The 17,561-nt window shown below is 43.0% G+C and carries 18 protein-coding genes and 1 tRNA gene; 5 read left to right on the top strand and 14 right to left on the bottom strand.

Features of this window, described 5'->3' with window-relative positions; all coding sequences use genetic code 11:
- Positions 1–29 precede the first annotated feature (29 nt).
- Together ACI882_RS11705 and ACI882_RS11700 are read right to left on the bottom strand one after the other, a co-directional pair.
- Positions 30–782: an S-methyl-5'-thioinosine phosphorylase gene (locus ACI882_RS11705; RefSeq protein WP_411746502.1), complete on the bottom strand. Its 753-nt coding sequence runs from the start codon at positions 780–782 to the stop codon at positions 30–32.
- A gap of 21 nt (positions 783–803) precedes the next feature.
- A tRNA-Arg gene (locus ACI882_RS11700) sits at positions 804–879 on the bottom strand.
- Between the two features lie 121 nt (positions 880–1,000).
- Between ACI882_RS11700 and ACI882_RS11695 the strand changes: the two genes are divergently transcribed.
- Positions 1,001–1,546 carry a YecA family protein gene (locus ACI882_RS11695; protein ID WP_411746503.1) on the top strand — a complete coding sequence of 182 codons (546 nt, stop codon included), beginning with the start codon at positions 1,001–1,003 and terminating at the stop codon, positions 1,544–1,546.
- Between the two features lie 114 nt (positions 1,547–1,660).
- On the opposite strand, the gene ACI882_RS11690 is transcribed toward ACI882_RS11695, so the two are convergent.
- Complete coding sequence (locus ACI882_RS11690) at positions 1,661–1,963, bottom strand: BolA family protein (protein WP_411746504.1); 303 nt, start codon at positions 1,961–1,963, stop codon at positions 1,661–1,663.
- Between the two features lie 70 nt (positions 1,964–2,033).
- Between ACI882_RS11690 and ACI882_RS11685 the strand changes: the two genes are divergently transcribed.
- Complete coding sequence (locus ACI882_RS11685) at positions 2,034–2,579, top strand: hypothetical protein (protein WP_411746505.1); 546 nt, start codon at positions 2,034–2,036, stop codon at positions 2,577–2,579.
- On the opposite strand, the gene ACI882_RS11680 is transcribed toward ACI882_RS11685, so the two are convergent.
- The 7 genes from ACI882_RS11680 to ACI882_RS11650 all read right to left on the bottom strand — a co-directional run bounded on the left by ACI882_RS11680 (position 2,576) and on the right by ACI882_RS11650 (position 11,474).
- Positions 2,576–3,094: a hypothetical protein gene (locus ACI882_RS11680; RefSeq protein WP_411746506.1), complete on the bottom strand. Its 519-nt coding sequence runs from the start codon at positions 3,092–3,094 to the stop codon at positions 2,576–2,578. The genes ACI882_RS11685 and ACI882_RS11680 overlap by 4 nt on opposite strands.
- A 102-nt stretch (positions 3,095–3,196) precedes the next feature.
- Positions 3,197–4,894, bottom strand: coding sequence for a protein-disulfide reductase DsbD family protein (locus ACI882_RS11675; protein WP_411746507.1), 1,698 nt, complete (start codon positions 4,892–4,894; stop codon positions 3,197–3,199).
- A complete protein-coding gene (locus ACI882_RS11670) occupies positions 4,895–5,779 on the bottom strand; it encodes an FAD:protein FMN transferase (RefSeq protein WP_411746508.1) in 885 nt (294 codons plus the stop codon). It abuts the gene before it with no gap.
- 4 nt (positions 5,780–5,783) lie between these two features.
- Positions 5,784–7,097 carry a DUF3570 domain-containing protein gene (locus tag ACI882_RS11665; protein WP_411746509.1) on the bottom strand — a complete coding sequence of 438 codons (1,314 nt, stop codon included), beginning with the start codon at positions 7,095–7,097 and terminating at the stop codon, positions 5,784–5,786.
- An 18-nt stretch (positions 7,098–7,115) separates the two neighbouring features.
- Complete coding sequence (locus ACI882_RS11660; RefSeq protein WP_411746510.1) at positions 7,116–7,328, bottom strand: DUF4266 domain-containing protein; 213 nt, start codon at positions 7,326–7,328, stop codon at positions 7,116–7,118.
- A gap of 84 nt (positions 7,329–7,412) precedes the next feature.
- A complete protein-coding gene (locus tag ACI882_RS11655) occupies positions 7,413–9,077 on the bottom strand; it encodes a DUF1501 domain-containing protein (protein ID WP_411746511.1) in 1,665 nt (554 codons plus the stop codon).
- A 15-nt stretch (positions 9,078–9,092) separates the two neighbouring features.
- Complete coding sequence (locus ACI882_RS11650; RefSeq protein WP_411746512.1) at positions 9,093–11,474, bottom strand: c-type cytochrome; 2,382 nt, start codon at positions 11,472–11,474, stop codon at positions 9,093–9,095.
- A 231-nt stretch (positions 11,475–11,705) separates the two neighbouring features.
- Between ACI882_RS11650 and ACI882_RS11645 the strand changes: the two genes are divergently transcribed.
- Positions 11,706–12,056: a hypothetical protein gene (locus tag ACI882_RS11645; RefSeq protein WP_411746513.1), complete on the top strand. Its 351-nt coding sequence runs from the start codon at positions 11,706–11,708 to the stop codon at positions 12,054–12,056.
- 38 nt (positions 12,057–12,094) lie between these two features.
- Here the strand turns inward: ACI882_RS11645 and ACI882_RS11640 are convergent, their stop codons facing one another.
- The 3 genes from ACI882_RS11640 to ACI882_RS11630 form a co-directional block, all read right to left on the bottom strand.
- Positions 12,095–12,559, bottom strand: coding sequence for a bacteriohemerythrin (locus tag ACI882_RS11640; protein WP_411745421.1), 465 nt, complete (start codon positions 12,557–12,559; stop codon positions 12,095–12,097).
- 12 nt (positions 12,560–12,571) lie between these two features.
- Positions 12,572–13,024 carry a bacteriohemerythrin gene (locus tag ACI882_RS11635; protein ID WP_411745420.1) on the bottom strand — a complete coding sequence of 151 codons (453 nt, stop codon included), beginning with the start codon at positions 13,022–13,024 and terminating at the stop codon, positions 12,572–12,574.
- Positions 13,025–13,259: 235 nt separating this feature from the next.
- Complete coding sequence (locus ACI882_RS11630; RefSeq protein ID WP_411745419.1) at positions 13,260–13,949, bottom strand: GntR family transcriptional regulator; 690 nt, start codon at positions 13,947–13,949, stop codon at positions 13,260–13,262.
- Positions 13,950–14,074: 125 nt separating this feature from the next.
- On the opposite strand from ACI882_RS11630, the gene ACI882_RS11625 reads away from it, so the two are divergent.
- Both ACI882_RS11625 and ACI882_RS11620 read left to right on the top strand, forming a co-directional pair.
- Positions 14,075–15,424, top strand: coding sequence for a glutamine synthetase family protein (locus ACI882_RS11625; RefSeq protein ID WP_411745418.1), 1,350 nt, complete (start codon positions 14,075–14,077; stop codon positions 15,422–15,424).
- Positions 15,424–16,734 (top strand): NAD(P)/FAD-dependent oxidoreductase, encoded by a 1,311-nt coding sequence (locus tag ACI882_RS11620; RefSeq protein WP_411745417.1) that lies wholly within the window; start codon positions 15,424–15,426, stop codon positions 16,732–16,734. The genes ACI882_RS11625 and ACI882_RS11620 overlap by 1 nt, the downstream gene beginning before the upstream one ends.
- 13 nt (positions 16,735–16,747) lie before the next feature.
- Here the strand turns inward: ACI882_RS11620 and ACI882_RS11615 are convergent, their stop codons facing one another.
- Positions 16,748–17,551 carry a YihY/virulence factor BrkB family protein gene (locus ACI882_RS11615; RefSeq protein ID WP_411748498.1) on the bottom strand — a complete coding sequence of 268 codons (804 nt, stop codon included), beginning with the start codon at positions 17,549–17,551 and terminating at the stop codon, positions 16,748–16,750.
- Positions 17,552–17,561: the final 10 nt, after the last annotated feature.

Genomic DNA, 17,561 nt, shown 5'->3' with positions numbered 1-17,561 from the left:
GTTTTTAAATAAACCCGCTGCTCAGTTCGCTAACTATCGTAATAATCGCTAACAAACTGACCTAATATGGTTCGCACTTTTTGAATACCCATGGCTAAATTTTCATCAATTTCTCTGATTGTAATTGCACCTGATCCTTTACCAGAGGCCTGATTTACGACCAGAGACAAACTTGCGTAATTCAATTTAAACTCACGCGCTAAAGACGCTTCGGGCATTCCAGTCATACCAACTATATCGCAACCATCATTTTCCATTCGGAAAATTTCTGCTGCCGTTTCTAAACGAGGCCCTTGCGTGACGCCATAAACACCGCCATTAAGAATTTTCTCACCAACTTTACTTGCTGACTTTAAAATAAGTTCACGCAACGTTTCAGTGTATGGATAACTAAAGTCTACGTTTGATACCGGAGCAAACTCGCCATCAAAAATAGTCTCATCACGACCATAGGTATAATCAATAATCTGCTTAGGCAACACTAATGTACCTGGCTTCATGTTACGCGTAATACCGCCCACAGCATTCACGGCAATAATGTCTGTTGCGTATAAATTTTGTAGTGCCCACAAGTTAGCTCGGTAATTCACCAAATGCGGGGGAATACGATGTGGGTGACCATGGCGTGCAATAAACAGTACGCGCATTCCGCCCAATTCCCCTTCTAAAACAGGCGCCGATGGCGAACCAAAAGGCGTTTGAACATCGTGTGCGTTTGATATGGTCAACCCAGTTAACTGTGTTAAACCAGTGCCACCAATAATGGCTAAAGTATGAGACATGGACACCTCTATAATAGTTTATGGCCTCCCCGCAGGGACTCGAACCCCGATCGCCCGCTTAGGAGGCAGGTGCTCTATCCAGTTGAGCTACGGGGAGGCAGAACTAGAGTGATTGTAGCGACCGTAGCCGTAGAATAAAAGTGTGTTTCGCATTTCCTTTTCGTGATTTGAAGAATTTGCGCGTATAATTACCTAAAACTTCATTGGACGTACCCCTAATGTCAGAAATAGATGTAGATCAACTCGCAGACTGGCTAGAAAACGAACAGCGAAACGAAGACTGTTTCGATATTCATGGCTTGCACGGCTATTTAACCGCCCTAGCCATTTGTTCTGAGCCTCTAACGGATACTTGGCTGGCTACGGCAATTGACCAACCATTAACAGAGTTGCCGGAACCGGAAGCCACTTATTTCGCAAATACCTGCGTTGAACTTCACGGACTTATTCTAGAAGAATTATATTCCGACGATTCCATTTCTTTAACGTTCGAGCCCACTATTGACCATGAAGAATCGGACATGGAAGCATGGTGCCAAGGCTTTATGGAAGTGGTCTTTGAGTTACCAGAGCAATGGCAGCATAGCGATGAAGAGCAAATGTCAGTTCTAATGCTACCAATAGAAGTCGCATCAGGCTTTTTTGTAGACGAGCCCGACTTTATACAGTTTTACAAACAAAAAGCCCTGTTAAAACAAATGTTCGACGAGATACCGGATATTTTGACAGACTTGTATTTATTGATGAATGTACCTTCAAAATAAGCTGCAAGTCTATAGCTGCAAGCTGCAAGTAAAGGCAAAAAAGACTAGATCTCCCTCGCCTTTATCTTTTGAACTTACTTGCAGCTTGAAGCTGGCAGCTTACAGCTTTCTTTATCAATCCCCGCCGCCCATACAGTTCGGAGAATTTGGTGATTCGCCCTGCCATTCCGTCGGGGTGTAGGCATGTATTGCTAGGGCGTGAACTTTACCGGGTTGTAACTCTTCTGTGAGAATGCCGTATATGATTTGATGGCGCTTTACTGCGCGAGCTCCTTCAAACTGGTCACTGACAATAGTGACTTTAAAGTGAGTTTCGCTATTTTTGGGCACAGAATGCTTATGGCTTTCATTGAGCACTTCCAAAAACTCAGGATTTAACACAGTTAGTTTTGATTCAATTACAGATTGAGTAGTCACACTCGACTCCAAATACAGTACAATAATTTCCAATATAGTAACGCAACCTGACCAATAATATGAGGTTTTCATGACAAATCGAGCACAAGAATTAATAAAGAACTTTTACGAAGAAGAAGCTTTGCGCAAAGAAAGCGAAGTGACCTTTGCCGACTTAAGCATTCGCCTTAACAGCTCAGATATTGCCATGCTAGAGATAATCTCTAAGCGGTTCGGACGAACCTCTGATCGTGTTGCCGCAGATGCTCTTTCTGCTGCAATTTACTCAATGGTAGAAGCTTTAGAAACAACAGAGCGTAAGCAACTTGCAAAGGAGGCGGATGAATTTAACGAATCACTGTCAAAAAAAGCAGCGAAAAGTAACGGAATGGCCGACTATGATGAAAAATCTGTTACTTGGACAATGAATGATCGCGCTATTACACGTGATGAAAATAAGCGTAAAAAAGAACAAGAAGAAGCCCAACCCACTTCACAACCTGCCATTGCTACACCTAGTAGTGAACCTGAATCAGAGCCAGTAGCCGCTGAAACAGCGCTAGAACAAGAGCAAACTTACAACAACTCATTCGAGTCAGCTGTAACTGAAGAAACCACATCATCATTCTCTAACTAAGAGCGAGTGTTTTCTAACTGTTCGCAAACAAAGGTTTTTTTATAGGTTTCTTGAATTAATAAAGCATCAATGCCCGCTCTATGATCGGGCAGTTTTCGCTGGCTTTCTATATCGGCTTTTGTTTGATCCCAATGCGCAAGCTGATATTCAGAAAGAATTTTAGGTAATGTTTCTAACTTAAAAAACATCTTTCTATCGGCAACGTAGTACAACAAGCTCAACCAACCAGAGTCAAAACCCCAGCCATCACTGTACAATATTTGCCCTTCAAATATCTCATTTAGTTTATCCGCAATAACACTGGGTCTCAGGCCTTCTTCTAATAACCGAGACCGAGGAATACCGTGCAATTTTTCAGCTTCTATTTTCCAGTGCACCCAATCTTCTTCTGGGTGCACCAGCCAAGAATGCTGTTTGCCTGTCTCAGTCATCACGCCTATTTCTATTGGGTAACTGCCTTTTCCAAAACCGGATGCTTCTATATCTAAAATGGCAGGTAAGCTAAATTGTTCCAACGATAAACCCTATTACGATTAATTATTCAATATGATCGACACAAAAATAAAGAATAGCCTTTATTTCGTGCTTTGACCAACAAACATTAACCTTTTGCGTTACTACAACTGACTAGTAAATGTATCTGAAACCAATCCAAATGTGAGTATTTGAGGTAAAATTTCAGGCTCTACCGATCCTTTATGGTAATAAGCGTATAACGGCACGCCATCTCGATTAAAGCTAGCAATCAGCTTATCAACCGCGGGAGAAGGGTTTGTCCAATCAGCACGAATTAAAACAACATCTTCTTTTTTGACCAACTCATTGAAGCGTTCACCTGATAAGGCTACACGTTCATTCGCTTTACAGGTAATACACCAAGCCGCTGTTATATCGACAAATACGGACTTACCTTGAGCCAAAGAGTCACCGACAATGGCTTCATTATAATCGACCCATAAATCTTCTTTTTCACGAAAATCAAACAATGTAAACAGCGCAATTACAACAAAAGCTGTTCGAGCTAAACGCTTAAACCACGCTAACTTAAAGCCTTGTCCGTGTTTAACCGACATGACCGGCCATACTGCTATCGTAAGCGCTATTAGCCCTAGTCCGACTTTTAGCAGCGCATCGGTGCCCTTAATTTCGACTAAAACCCAAGTTAACCACAAGACTGTTGCAAATAACGGAAACGCCATCAGTTCACGGAAAACATTCATCCATGCGCCCGGCTTAGGGAGCCATTTACCAACGATTGGCAATACACTAATTACCAAAATCGGTGAAGCCATACCAATACCCATTGCTGCAAATATCAATAAGCTGACATAAGCAGGCTGCAGTAAGGCAAACCCGATGGCAGAGCCCATAAATGGCGCGGTACAAGGGGTTGCAACTACTGTCGCTAATACGCCGGTAAAGAAAGATCCAGATAAACCCGACTTCTGAGTTAAATCTTGACCCACACCCATGAGGTTTTGGCCAAATTCAACGTATCCACTCATCGTAAGCGACATTAAAAAGAAAAGCGCTATTAAGAATGCGACAAAATAAGGGGATTGTAGCTGAAAGCCCCACCCTACCCATTCGCCAAAATATCTAATTAACAGCAGAACACCCGCCACTGCAACAAAGCTAACCACAACGCCAACGGTATAGGCATAACCATGAGCTCTTGCGTGCTTTACATCTTGACCGAGTTGGGCCATTTGCATGGCTTTTATGGATAAGACCGGAAAAACGCAGGGCATTAAGTTAAGTATTAAACCGCCAATAGCAGCGAATAAGACAGCCGTGATGATTGTTAAGCCAGAGTCGTTAATGCCACTCGAACTTGAAGACGGTATATCGGCAATTAAAGAGTCGCCTAAGTTTAACGTTGTACTCGATGTATTAACGACTGATTCGATAGGCTCACCAAAAAGCGTAAACGAGCGTTTCTGGGGAGGGTAACAAAGACCCGCATCGGCGCAGCCTTGATAAATTATCTGAACGGCCCCTTCGTCTTCCTGTATTAGGTGCGATACATTCATAAATTTGTAGAACACGGCCATGTCTTCGCCAAAATTAGGATCAAACTTAATTTTGACATTGTCACTGAATTCGGCCGATTTGAGCTTTGCTCCATTTAGCTCATTAATTGAATAACGATCGCGATACAAATAATAATCGGGGGCAACGGTAAACTCAAAATGGAGCGTGTTATCAATTCGGCGAGTTTCAATTTTAAAAGCATCATCAACATCTAGAAACTCGTTCGAAAATACAAAAACGTGACTTACTGCGATTAAAAATAAAACTAAAAACTTTTTCATTTATACCCCAATACTTCCAAATAATGATAAATCTGCTTCGATGGCTAAATATGGTAATTCCATTTCTTGCAACCAAGCTTTGGCTTGAGCACCTTTTAACATGGCAATTGTTGATATACTACCGGCCATTAGGCAGTTTTGTGTAATAACTGAAATAGAAGCCAAGCTATCTAAACTTGGGTAGCCTGTTTTCGGATTAATTAAATGATGATAGCGGCATCCATCTACTATCATAAACCGCTCGTAATCCCCCGAGCACGCTATTGCTCCGCCATGCAACTCAACAGTAGCAATAACGCCACCTTCAACGCGCGGATGAACAACCGATATATGCCAAGGCGAACCGTCAACTTGCAATCCGGTGACACCAATATCTCCAGCTAAGTTGACTAAACCAATGGCTTGATGCTCTAAGAGGATATTCACCAGACGATCTACGGCAAACTCTTTGACCATGCCACCCAAGTCTAGTTCCGCTTGATTAAGAATTTCTAAGGTTTGGCCGTCCCAGCCTATATTGGGCCAACCTATGCGCGACCTAACTTCTTCAATTTCTTCTAAGGAAGGCAGTTTATTTATCTTAAAGTTCCAAACAGAACGAAAACTACCGACGGTAATGTCGAACAACCCATCACTTAACTCATAGCATTGCTGTGCATAGTTGAGCAGTGCCGTGGTTTCTTCATCGAGTGGTTGGCGATTAAACTTACCCTGATTTATTTGCGACAGTAGGCTAGTTTCATCAAAGCGACTGTACTTCGTTTCCAACCGTCGCACTTCTCGCTCCAAGCAGTCTTTCAACGAGTGAGCATTGTTAGAGGCAAGCCAAAAACTCACCTCGCACGGCCCACCCATGGCAATAAACTCATGGGTAAACTTATTCATTACATCAAAACTTAAAGTCTAAGCCAGTTGTGAACCTCCAGTATGCAGGCAGACCGGGCACTTCCCCAATAGCAGGATTATCTGAAAAGTTAAAACCATAAGCCGGGTTGCCAGCGTAACGTTCCACTAAACCAACCAGCGCAAACTGCTTATAGGTTATTTTAAGCCGTGTTTTTAAACCCAATGCACCGTACCAAGAGAGCCTCGGATCGCTCGAATAATATTCAGTGGTATTCACGTCGTAAGCTTTTCCGCCAGGAAAGTCACCTAAATTAGGGACTTCATAAAAATAAGCTGACTTTTGCTGGTAATAACGAATACCCGGCGCAACTTGGAAAGTAATATTATTATCAGTTAGAAATTTGATATCTGGTGCGAATGTTTTATAAACATCAAAATCTAAGGTATGTGAAGCTACATCCCACGTATCAAGGTATAAACGATAGTCGGCATGTACATAAGCATCGTATTGAGGGAAGTATTTGCGTCCACCTAACGCTAACGTTCCGGCTGCTCTACTAGACGGGCGGATATCACAAGGGACATTTTCAGCATAATCACATATATCGCGATAAGGATCAGACAAATAACCGTTTTTATAAGTAAATGAAACCGCAGCTTGAACCACGGTATTCATATCTATGATCTGGCCGATACCTTCAAACACAGATACTTGCCATTTATTTTGCTTATAACCAGCTAAACGGCCTGGTGAAACTGTAGCTTTTTCTGCTGCCGTTAAATCACCTATATCAATAGTTTCGCCTTTACTATTTTTAACGCCTGAGTTGGGGTTTAACCAATCGTAACCCGCACTGATACCACCTGAAACAGTTGTCATTTGATTATTAAATTGCATTGAACCATCGACATTACTGCTCAACGCAAAATAATCTCGTTCTTTCGACAAATACGCACCAGCACCAACGTCTGCTTCAGAAAAATAGTAACGAGCTGAAGTGGTTGCATCGAAGCGTTTTTCTTTTGACGCCCCACTGTAATGGGTTGAAACTTCATCTTCACCCGCTTCAATATATGATGCAGCCGCAGATGCACCTGCCATATATTCGTAACTGACTTCAGCATTAACCGCTAAATGTTGATCAATAGGGTGTAATACATGGAACTGGTGTACTTGAATATTGTATCTAGGGTTCGAAGTATTTGAATCATCACGTGCTACATCTGATGCATCTTCTTGATAAAAGGTATATCGGTAAGAAGCTTCAGATTCAGCAGGCCCAGCTGCTAAAACATTGGCACTCATTCCAGGAATAGCAAGCGCACTGCTCGCCAGAATTTTTAATTTACGAGACATAAAGACTTCCAAGTTAAATTAATTACAACCACACCCACCACCTGCGGCGGCAGTTCCACCTGAAGAGGCTTCTTTAGAAAAATATATGTGACCATCTAAGGTATTTTCTAGCTTATCGGGTGCCCAACTCATTTCTGACTTGGCTAATGTGCCTCGTTGCCACGGACTGACAGTGCTACAGCCCGACATCAGGATTATTAGTGCGATTATTGCAACTAATTTATACTTCATGGATTGTCCAACTTCAAAAATAATTAATAATGAACGAAAAAATAAGGCCAGTTGTTTGAGCAACTGGCTTTTGTACTTCAAAAACTAGCCAAACATATTCAGCTCGCCGACTTCTATTGGGAACTGCAAAGTTTCGGCGGCACTTTCAATGCCAGCTTTTTTACGCAACTGTTTATGTAGATGCGCGGCCGTCATTCGGGTCGAACCACCCACCACTATATCACTACCACTATTATCAACATTAACAGCATTGACTAAGCCGTTTGTAGCATTGACTTCAGTGCCTCCAGCAACATGGTTACCAAATAATAAGTAACTACTAACAGCCCAATGGTCTTTGCCATTGCCATCGTTAAACCAAGGTGTACGACCGAAATCTGAACCAACGATTACAGTTGTTTGCTCTAAAACCTCATAAGAATCTAATGCTTTGAATAAGAAGTGAAGATCTTCTAGCACAGTTCGAATGCGAGCAAAATGGCTGTTATCGTGATTACCGTGGGTATCAAACCCTCCAAAGCCTACTTGCATTGATGAAGCCATACCAGTGTAGAAGCCAGCGGCACCCACTCTCATATGGCGACGAGTGCTGTTCGTCGCTAACGCTTGCACTGCTTGCTGTGCATTGGTCGTTGGGTTAAGAATATCACTTGCAACGGATGAAAACTCGCCGCCACTTTCACGCACTAGATACAGCTGATCTTGTAATTGTCTGCGCAATGGGAGGTTATCTTTTCGAGCTTGAATTTCTTTTCGCAAGGCTTGCGCCTGTTCTAACTCAGTATCGACAAAATCCACCATACCATTTTTAGGGTTCGCTAAAATGCCAAAGAAATTAGCATCACTGGCCGAAGAACGAGCAACTATTCCTGCAGTTTCATCATTCCCACGACCGTCTGTCATCCATGCTAAGGGGCGACTAGCTCCATGCACTGCGGCATAAAGAGCACTAAAATCTGGGTAGCCCATCGACATACTACCCGTATCAGCGTAACGAGTTCCGGTATCATGTGAGTTTGTTTGGTTATCGACTCCGTTCAACACTCGCATTTGATGTGCGTATAAACAGACGAAGGCATCATAGCGAAAGACATCTGCATCTATATTGGCGCCATCAAAGCTGTTATCTAAGTTTCCATTACGATTTCTTACTTGCCCTGCGTTGGCTCCCGTAATTGTCCCTAAAACTATATTTGTAACACTGCCTTCAAGTATTGCTTCTGCATTAGTTTTAACAACTGTTTTATCTACTGAGGCCCAATTAAGGCCGTCTGCCGCTGCAGTTATCTCACTACCGACAAGGTCAATACTACCTGCCAATATTCGACGAATATGCTCGATAGAAAAACCATCATTTGCTGACCCATCATCAATAGAATCATCAGCTGCCAATTCGTTATAGGTTCCTAAATAAGGAGCATAAGTTACATTGGTTGATACTGTACCTGATCCAATATAAATATCTGCTGCGCGTCTTATTGCCGATTCTGGAAAGCGGTTAACCGGACTTTCACCTCGGGTAACTCGACTACCTGGCACAGGCAACTCGGCATTTACTACTGAACGCAGTTTATTACCTTTTGGGTTGCAAAAAGTTGTAGGGTCCCAGCCACCGCCTAAGTGAGCAAATACAAAGTATTGGCCCACCGGTGCGAAATCTGCAGCACTGGCTTTACTACTAAGGGTTATGGGTGCTACTAACGCTAATCCAGAAGCACCTGTCGTTTTTAAAAATTCGCGACGATTCATTTCTATTCTCCTGAATTAACCGTAAATGAAACGGTAGTCTGATAACATGAACACGACGACAACATACCAAGCGTCTGCAACATTATTTCCGTTGGTTCGATTGCAACCAGAGCTTGAATTAGCGCCATTTTCTAGTGCATTCATAAAGAGATCAAAAGCAACATTTACCTCTTCACTGCCTATTGCAACTTCCATATGAAGCATGGTCAAGTACAGGTGTTGTATATTTGAGCGAATAGCACGGTTTTGATTTATACGAACTTGAGCAGATAAACTTACCTGGCTTGGATCCGTGGAAAGTTCAACAAACTTAAACAATGACCGTTCACTTCGATTTAAGTCAAACTCGTTATCGACAATATCACAAGCTTCTTCTACCGCCATTCTATCAAGTACGCCAGAAATGATACCGCCAACAGAATCTGCATCTTTTAAAATATCGATAGAGTTCATACCACCAAGGAACTGACGAGAGTTTAGGTTTCTAAGATCTAGAGAGCCCGTCCAACCTCCGGAGTTAAGTGCTCGCAACTTCTGATGCAACACTTGAGGAGCTAAGTAACGAACAGCACCTATTTGACCATAGGTCGAATCATAGTATTCATTAGAAAGTGAAGCCGAACGGTAGTAGGCACTCTTTGTTACCGCATAGATTAATGACTTAATTTTATAACCACCAGCCCTAAATTCAGACGCTGCATTAGCAATAAGTCGAGATTGCTGAACATAGTCATTACGATATTCCTCTGGAGAATCGTCACCTGGCTCACCGATAATTTCCTGGCCTAACATGCCACCGACAACAATTTGAGCAATACCGCGAGCATAGGCTGGGTCTTTCGCTATTTGGTCACCTAACCATTGTAATTCACGGTCAGCGTAGCTTGTACCTTGACTGAGACTATTGTATTTAATATCTGCATTACTCAAACCCCAACCAATTGTTTTACGGTGACTCTGAACGCCATCTGAATTATCTGGGTCCCATAAACCATTTAACGCATAGCCTTCAAATGCCTTAGCTACGGGATCCATAATGTCATGACAGACGGTACAGTCAGCATTGTTTTGTGTAGGATCATCAACACCAACTGCCACACCACCAAAGTCCTCGAACTGCAGTGCACTCGCATCACGATTCCCCTCGATAGCTAATAAATCTTTAGCTGCGAAAAACCAATAAATCATACGTGCACGGTTTCGGTGCATATTGGTTTCAGTGGCGGTATAAATATTTAGGAATATTTCATCTGTGATCACACCAGAATGAGGAACACCATTCGCACGCGGCATGCCAGTATTGGTTTTTTCGTTATAAAATATTTGAGCTGCTTTCAAATCACGTGGGTCATAAGGGTAATCCGACATTATGTACTGATTTCTATCTGTATTTGAAAGCCCAATCCCACCTAAATACTCGATTACATCAAGGTATTCATTAATTTCTTTTTGAGAAGCAAACTCACGCCATTCTGGCTGTGCTACTGGTTTAGAAGAACCATTCGACTGTGGTTGATCAGGATTTACGATCAAAACATTGTCGTCTAACATGTCAAACATAAATTTATTTACAACCGTATATTTGCCGTTTACAAATTCACGGAAATCCCGATCGTTTCTTGCTAGATACTCGACCATTAATAGTGGCTTTCGCGCCAAGCCTTGCTCTGCGAAAAACCTCAAATAATTGCGAGTTAACATACCTGGTACGCCAGCCTCCCATTCGCGAGTATTCGGAAAGGGCTGATAACTGCCACCATTCGGATTTGGTAACCGAAAACGTTCATTATTGCCACCAGCATATAAACTGTTAACGTTTCCACCGTTTTCTGAACGGTATCTATCTGTCAATAAAGAATCATTAAAAATATCTTTCAACCGCTCATAGAAGTAATCTTCTTCCATGTAGCCATAAACTACTTCTTTTTCGCCTGCAACGTTTTCAGAGAACCGCGTAATTTCGTCATCTGTTGGCAACCGTCCTGCCAAATCAAATGCAATATTATAAATGGCTTCTTTTTCAGTCATTGTTGCTAAGCCAGGCAAAGTTCGTTGAACTGAACCTACAGCTCCGGAGTTAAATGCATCGAAAACATACTCTGCAGTATCTCGAGCATCATCACCTTTAAGTGCGCTTTTTAGGCTTGGCATATCACGTTCAATTTTAGATATCAGTGAGCTGGTATCTCCACAGGTTGCACAGCCAATTAAACTACCGCCATTACCACCTTGGCCACTTGAGCCATGACAAGATGCACATTGTGCGGCATAAATTGCTTGACCTTTTTCATTCAAGCCACCACTGCGCCCTTCTGCATCACCAAAATCTTGTGTACAGGCTGACAGTAATAGTATGACGCCGAATGCGACTGCCTGTAGCCCTGATCTAATATCCATAAGTTTCACCATGCTCTCTCCGAGACCCCTAATGAGGTTCTATCATTGGAACCAACATACAGACTACTGACATATACAAACGGAACCAATTCACACTCTTTTAGCTTTTTTTCAGAAACGCGATTGATGTCACAGTGCATTGACACTATATTTCTTGCAATATGACCAATACGGTCACTTTTACCCATAAAAATTATTATCAAATTGACTTGGAACAAGGTTTTTATTTTCATGGCTGATCTAGTTGATACCAATGTAGTAAGAAAATCACTTAAAAACCTCTGCGTAAAACGGCAACTAATCACCTACAAAGACCTAGTTTCCGCGCTTGGCATACAGCCACCTCAATCCATACAGCAGCTAGTTCGCTTGTTAGAATCATGTCAAGAAGATGATGCGGCATTGCAACAGCCGCAAATCGTGTCTGTGGTCGTACAAAAAACAGGGCTGAACTACCCTAGGTCGGGTTATTTCCAGAAACTAACGGAGCTAGGACTCTATAGCGGTCCTGATGAAGGCCTTGAGTCTCAAATGTGGCATCAAAATGAGTTAGAGAAGGTATTTGCGTTTTACGGGGAATAAGTTTGAGCCGACCATGGGGCCGACCCAAACAAATATAACTAGTTTTTCTTAAAATACTTTTCAATGGCGCGCTTGGTCCATGAGGAATGTGTTTGGGCACCTTGTTTTAGAAGAGTCTCTTTGACAAGAGCACTGTAGCTAAGGTCATCGCTTCGAATATGCTCAAGCAGCCATTTTAATAAAAATTCTGCTAGTTCGTTGGCTATGTCGTGACCTTCTTTGAAGTCACGATGCATTTGCTCAATTTCACTTATAAATGCTTGATGAGTTGCCTGATGCTCTAGCAATTCAGGGTAACCCACCTCCTCTAACAAAGCTTCTTCGAACGCAAAGTGCGATTGCGTGTAATCAACCAAACGGTGCAAAACTTGTTCTAATTCGCCTCGATTTGAATGTGTCGACTGTAGTTCGTCTACATCATTAATATAATCAACGATCCGCTCGTGCTGGTTGTCGATCACTTGAATACCAAGTTCGTACTCGGAACTCCATTGTAATTTCATTGATACCTCACTTTATGCAAATAGCCGCTTAAACCAAGGGCCTTTTTGGGCTTTAACCCGCCGCTCTGCATCATGCATATTTACTTTTACTAAATCTGAATAATCTTTGTCATCTCGCTTAATATGGTTAACTAACCAAGTTTTAAGGACCGTTAACAGTTCAGTCGTGATATCTTCGCCAGCGACTGCTCTCGTCTGAAAATCTTCTACTCTTCGAATAAATAGTTGGTGAACTTTACTATGAGCTTTAACAAATGGATAACCCGCTTCTTCCATCAAGCTTTCTTCAAAGGCAAAATGCGACAAGGTATAATCAACTAGCTCATTTAAGACATTGAGCAGCTGTTCTTGATTGTGTGTATGTTGAACTTCGTCAACTATATTAATGTATTCGACAATTCTCGCGTGTTGAGAATCTATCACCGGAATACCAATTTCCAATTCCGGACCCCATTTGATAGTCATATAACCTCCACCTTCTATATGCACATAACCCAGTATTTGACCTCATTCTCTATATTAGAGAGTCACTTTGAATAGGATAATAGGAGGCAGAAATTAAAATGTTCCTGCTCAGATCAATAAAGCAGATAATTTTTAGAAATATTTGAGAGAATTTTTAAAATAGTTGCTTTTTTAGGCTCTAGCTACGCAGCTCTATTAGCTTAAACCGATGAATACGCTGAGATGATCAAACCGATTATTCCGTTAACTCAAATAGGAGCCGTCCAGATTTTAACGCACCGTCCATAATGTCGTTAGTGATCGCATCGTGTAAAGCGGTCGCGTCTCGTGTGCCCAACGCTGCTAGAATCTCTTTGTGTCGATCAACTTTGTAATCTTCAGATACTCGAGTGAGCACTTGGCGCTGAAATGGACCTAGCTGTAACCAGAGACTCTCTATAATTGGCATTGAAGCCTGGGCTGGATTGACGTTATACAATGTGCGATGGAAATCTTGATTTACTAACGTCAGCTGATCTAAATCTTCTTCATAGATAAAAACGTCCATCTGGCTATCCAATTCTATAAGCTTATCTATAGTAATATCTGCCATATAAGGCAAAGCACGGACGGCTGCATGGGTTTCTACAGTAACGCGCAACGCAACTAATTCCTCAAAACGCTCTGGCGTCATCAAAGGCACCGTCATCCGTCGATTGTCATTTACCTGTATCGCAAGTTCAGAGCTGAGTCGACGAACAGCTTCACGAACTGGCGTTGGGCTAAGCCCCATACGGTCAGCTACGCCACGTATGGTTAGCGAGGTTCCAGGCTCTATCGCTCCCAACATTATCGCATTTCGTAAACGTTGATAAACGTATTCCTGTGTTGTGACCCCAGCCTCGGCTGAAATTTCCGGAATGTTGAGTTCGCTGTTGATGGTCATTTAAGAGCCTTTAAGTTGGGTAAAGGTAATTGTATTGCTTAACTAAATAGATTGACACAAAGTAACAGTTGATATCTTATATCTGAAAATGGTATCACAAAATTAAAAGTCTCCAAAGGTGTAATATGTCCGATAATAAAGCCGAAGCTTGGTTAGCTCTGCATCCTGAAATAGATTCCATATTTGCCTGTGTTTGTGATTTAAACGGAACTATGCGGGGCAAACGAGTCCCTGTGGATCAAGTGTCTAAAGTCGTAGAAGGCGGATTACGCATGCCTTTATCAATCGTTGGAGTAGATATCTGGGGTGAAGATGTTGAAAACAGCGAACTCGTTTTTGAGACTGGCGATTCCGATGGCCTTTGCGATTTCACTGGCCGCCCTTTAATGCCGATTACCTGGACCAGTCGCCCAACGGCGCTGGCCATGTTATGGATGCGTCAGGAAGATGGAACGGCCTTCCCCGGAGACCCACGCCGAGCCCTTGCTAACGTTGTCGAAAGATACACTGCTCTTGGCTTAACGCCAGTTGTCGCGACTGAGCTAGAGTTCTATTTGGTTGACCCAAGCGAGGACCAACCACAAGCGCCGCATTCTCCTGTCACCGGTAAACGGCTAGGCACTGATGGAGCGCTTTCATTAGACGAATTGCAGCATTTCGATGAATTTCTAAACGATGTTTACGATGCATGTGAATTACAAGGCATTCCGGCTGATGCGGCTATATCTGAAAACGGCGCAGGTCAATTTGAAATAAATATGCGCCACGTGGCCGATCCTTTAAAGGCCGCAGACGATGCCGTGTTGTTTAAACGATTAGTGCGCGGAATTGCCCGTAAACACGGTTTTGCCGCCACATTTATGGCCAAACCTTATGGCGATTTATCGGGTAGTGGCTTTCATGTGCATTTTTCACTAGTCGATGAAAATGGCATCAACGTTTTCGACAACGGCAGCGAAGAAGGAACACCGGTACTGCTGAACGCCGTTGCTGGGCTACTCGCGACAATGCAGCAAAATACCTTAACATTCGCACCCCATGAAAACTCCTACCGACGTCTCTTACCAGGTGCGCATGCGCCGACAAATGTAGCCTGGGGCTATGAAAATCGAACCGCCGCAATACGTATTCCGGGTGGTGCTCCCGAAGCGCGGCGCATCGAACATCGAGTAGCAGGTGCCGATGCTAACCCTTACCTTGTCCTTGCAAGCATTTTAGGCGGCGCTATGTTTGGCATCGAAAATAACTTACAACCTGCACCCCCTATTACAGGTAACGCTTATTTACTAAAGCTGGACAATTTACCGCTCGATTGGGCAACAGCTATTGATGCATTTCGTAAAGGCGAAGAAGTACCTACCATCTTTTCTAAGCGTCTTCAGACCATGCTAGTTGAATGTAAAATGCAGGAATTACGTAAGTTCGCGCGCCATGTAACCAACTTTGAATACGACAGCTACTTGGAGATCGTGTAATGAACACAGAGTCTCATCCGTATGCCGGAGATGGCAACCACACTGCAAGTTACTACGCAGCCTCTGCAAACCCAAGCCCTGAGCGACCTGAACTTATAGGTGACCACCAAATAGACATCTGTATTGTTGGCGCAGGTTATAGCGGACTTTCAACGGGTTTACACCTTGCAGAAAAGGGCTACAAAGTTGCCATTATTGAAGGCGCACGAGTTGGCTGGGGTGCATCTGGACGCAATGGTGGGCAAATCGTCAACGGTCTCAACGCAAGCTTACAAACGATCAACAAGCGTTATGGTAAAGACACGGCCACCTTCGTTGCCAGTATGGTTCAAGAAGGCGGAGAAATTATCCGAGAGCGTATCAAAACCTACAATATTAAGTGTGATCTAAAAGAAAAAAATATCTTTACCGGTTTAACCCGTGCACACATGCGTGAATTAGAAGATCGGAAAAAGCTGTGGGCCAATTATGGTATCAATAACCAAGAAATGCTCGATAAAAACCAACTGCGCGAATATGTTAAATCTGACCTCTACGAAGGCGGTTTAATTGATCATAGCGGTGGTCACATGCACCCCCTAAACCTTGCTCTAGGTGAAGCGGCAGCATTTGAACAAAACGGTGGCATAATTTATGAAATGTCACCGGTGATCGACGTTAATCACAAGGCAGTCAGCCCTGTCGTTAAAACTGCAAAAGGTTCAATAACCTGTAAAACGCTTGTACTTTGCGGCAATGCATATCTGGGTCATGTTGTTCCCACACTTACTTCCCGAGTAATGCCGGTATCAACTCAAGTGATGGCGACAGAGCCATTAGGTGAAGCGCTTGCACGCGAGCTTATTCCGTCTGATGCTTGTGTCGAAGATATTCGCTATATTCTTGATTATTATCGTTTGTCTGGCGATAAACGCATGCTCTTTGGTGGCGGCACTGTTTATGGCGGAGCAGATCCTGTCGACATCAAAGCCAAATTGCAACGTAATATGGACAAAGTTTTCCCTCAACTCAAAGGCGTTAAAATTGACTATGCGTGGAGCGGAAATTTCGCCCTGTCATTTAGTCGCGTGCCGCAAATGGGCCGTATTGGAGATAATACCTACTTTGCCCACGGCTACAGCGGCCATGGCGTCACCGGTTCACATACATTTGGTCGTATTCTATCTGAAGCCATTCATGGTGATCTGACTCGGTTTGATGTTTTTGCTAAGTTACCCTGGCATCCATTCCCCGGTGGTCGTGCATTCCGAGTACCCTATTCTGTCATGGGCTCTTGGTGGTATGGCTTACGTGACAAGCTCGGGGCTTAATGCGCCGAAGAGGTTAATTTGAAGACTCAGGGGCTTGTGTGTATCTGGATATCCAGCGTGCGAATAACGCACCGTACAGTAATGTCGCCCAAGCCGCCTGACACCACAATAAAAATAGAGGAATCGCATAAAACACACCAAACACTAGAGACCAGTTAGGAATATTGGTGTAAAACCAAGAAAAGGCCGTTTTTAGTACCATAAAGCCAATAGTGGTAAGCAAAGCCGCCAAAAACACCCATTTCACTGCGATCGTTCTTCTACTCGACAACCAATAAACAAAGAACAGTACCAAAAGCTGTGCTAATTCTGCGCCCAAAGAAATTGAAGGTATTAACTTACTTAAACCTGTCCCTAAGACTATTTGAATCAAGACAATGGCGGTCATTCCAGCCACTAATAAAGTCATTAATGCAGGCATTACCCAAACGTAATGCAACCAACGTCGCTTGCCCCGCCTTGTTTCTAAGGCAAATACCTCATGCAAGCTATGATCTACTCGATTTACCAAAAACAACACACTAACGATCAGCAAAACAAATGAACTCATGGGTATTTCCGTCGTACCAGCTTGCCAAAATTCGAGACGTTCACGCCAGGAAATGGCTTGCTCTGGCACCAGTTGTGCTAAAAATTGCTCAAGCAAGGCAGATATTTGACTTTGATAGGCCGGTAATTGAGATATCAACCAAACCGTTGTGAACGCCATCGGCACGAGTGCAAATAAAGTTGCTAAGGTTAAAACAGAAGAGTGTTGGCCAATCTGACTGTTACTGACAATATTTGATGTTAAAAACACCTGAATACTTCTGCCCATTCCTTTCATA

Source organism: Reinekea sp. (genome assembly GCF_046710285.1).
Classification (GTDB): Bacteria; Pseudomonadota; Gammaproteobacteria; order Pseudomonadales; family Natronospirillaceae; genus Reinekea.
Note: the sequence above shows the minus strand (reverse complement) of the source record. Positions and strands in the feature narration are given on the sequence as shown.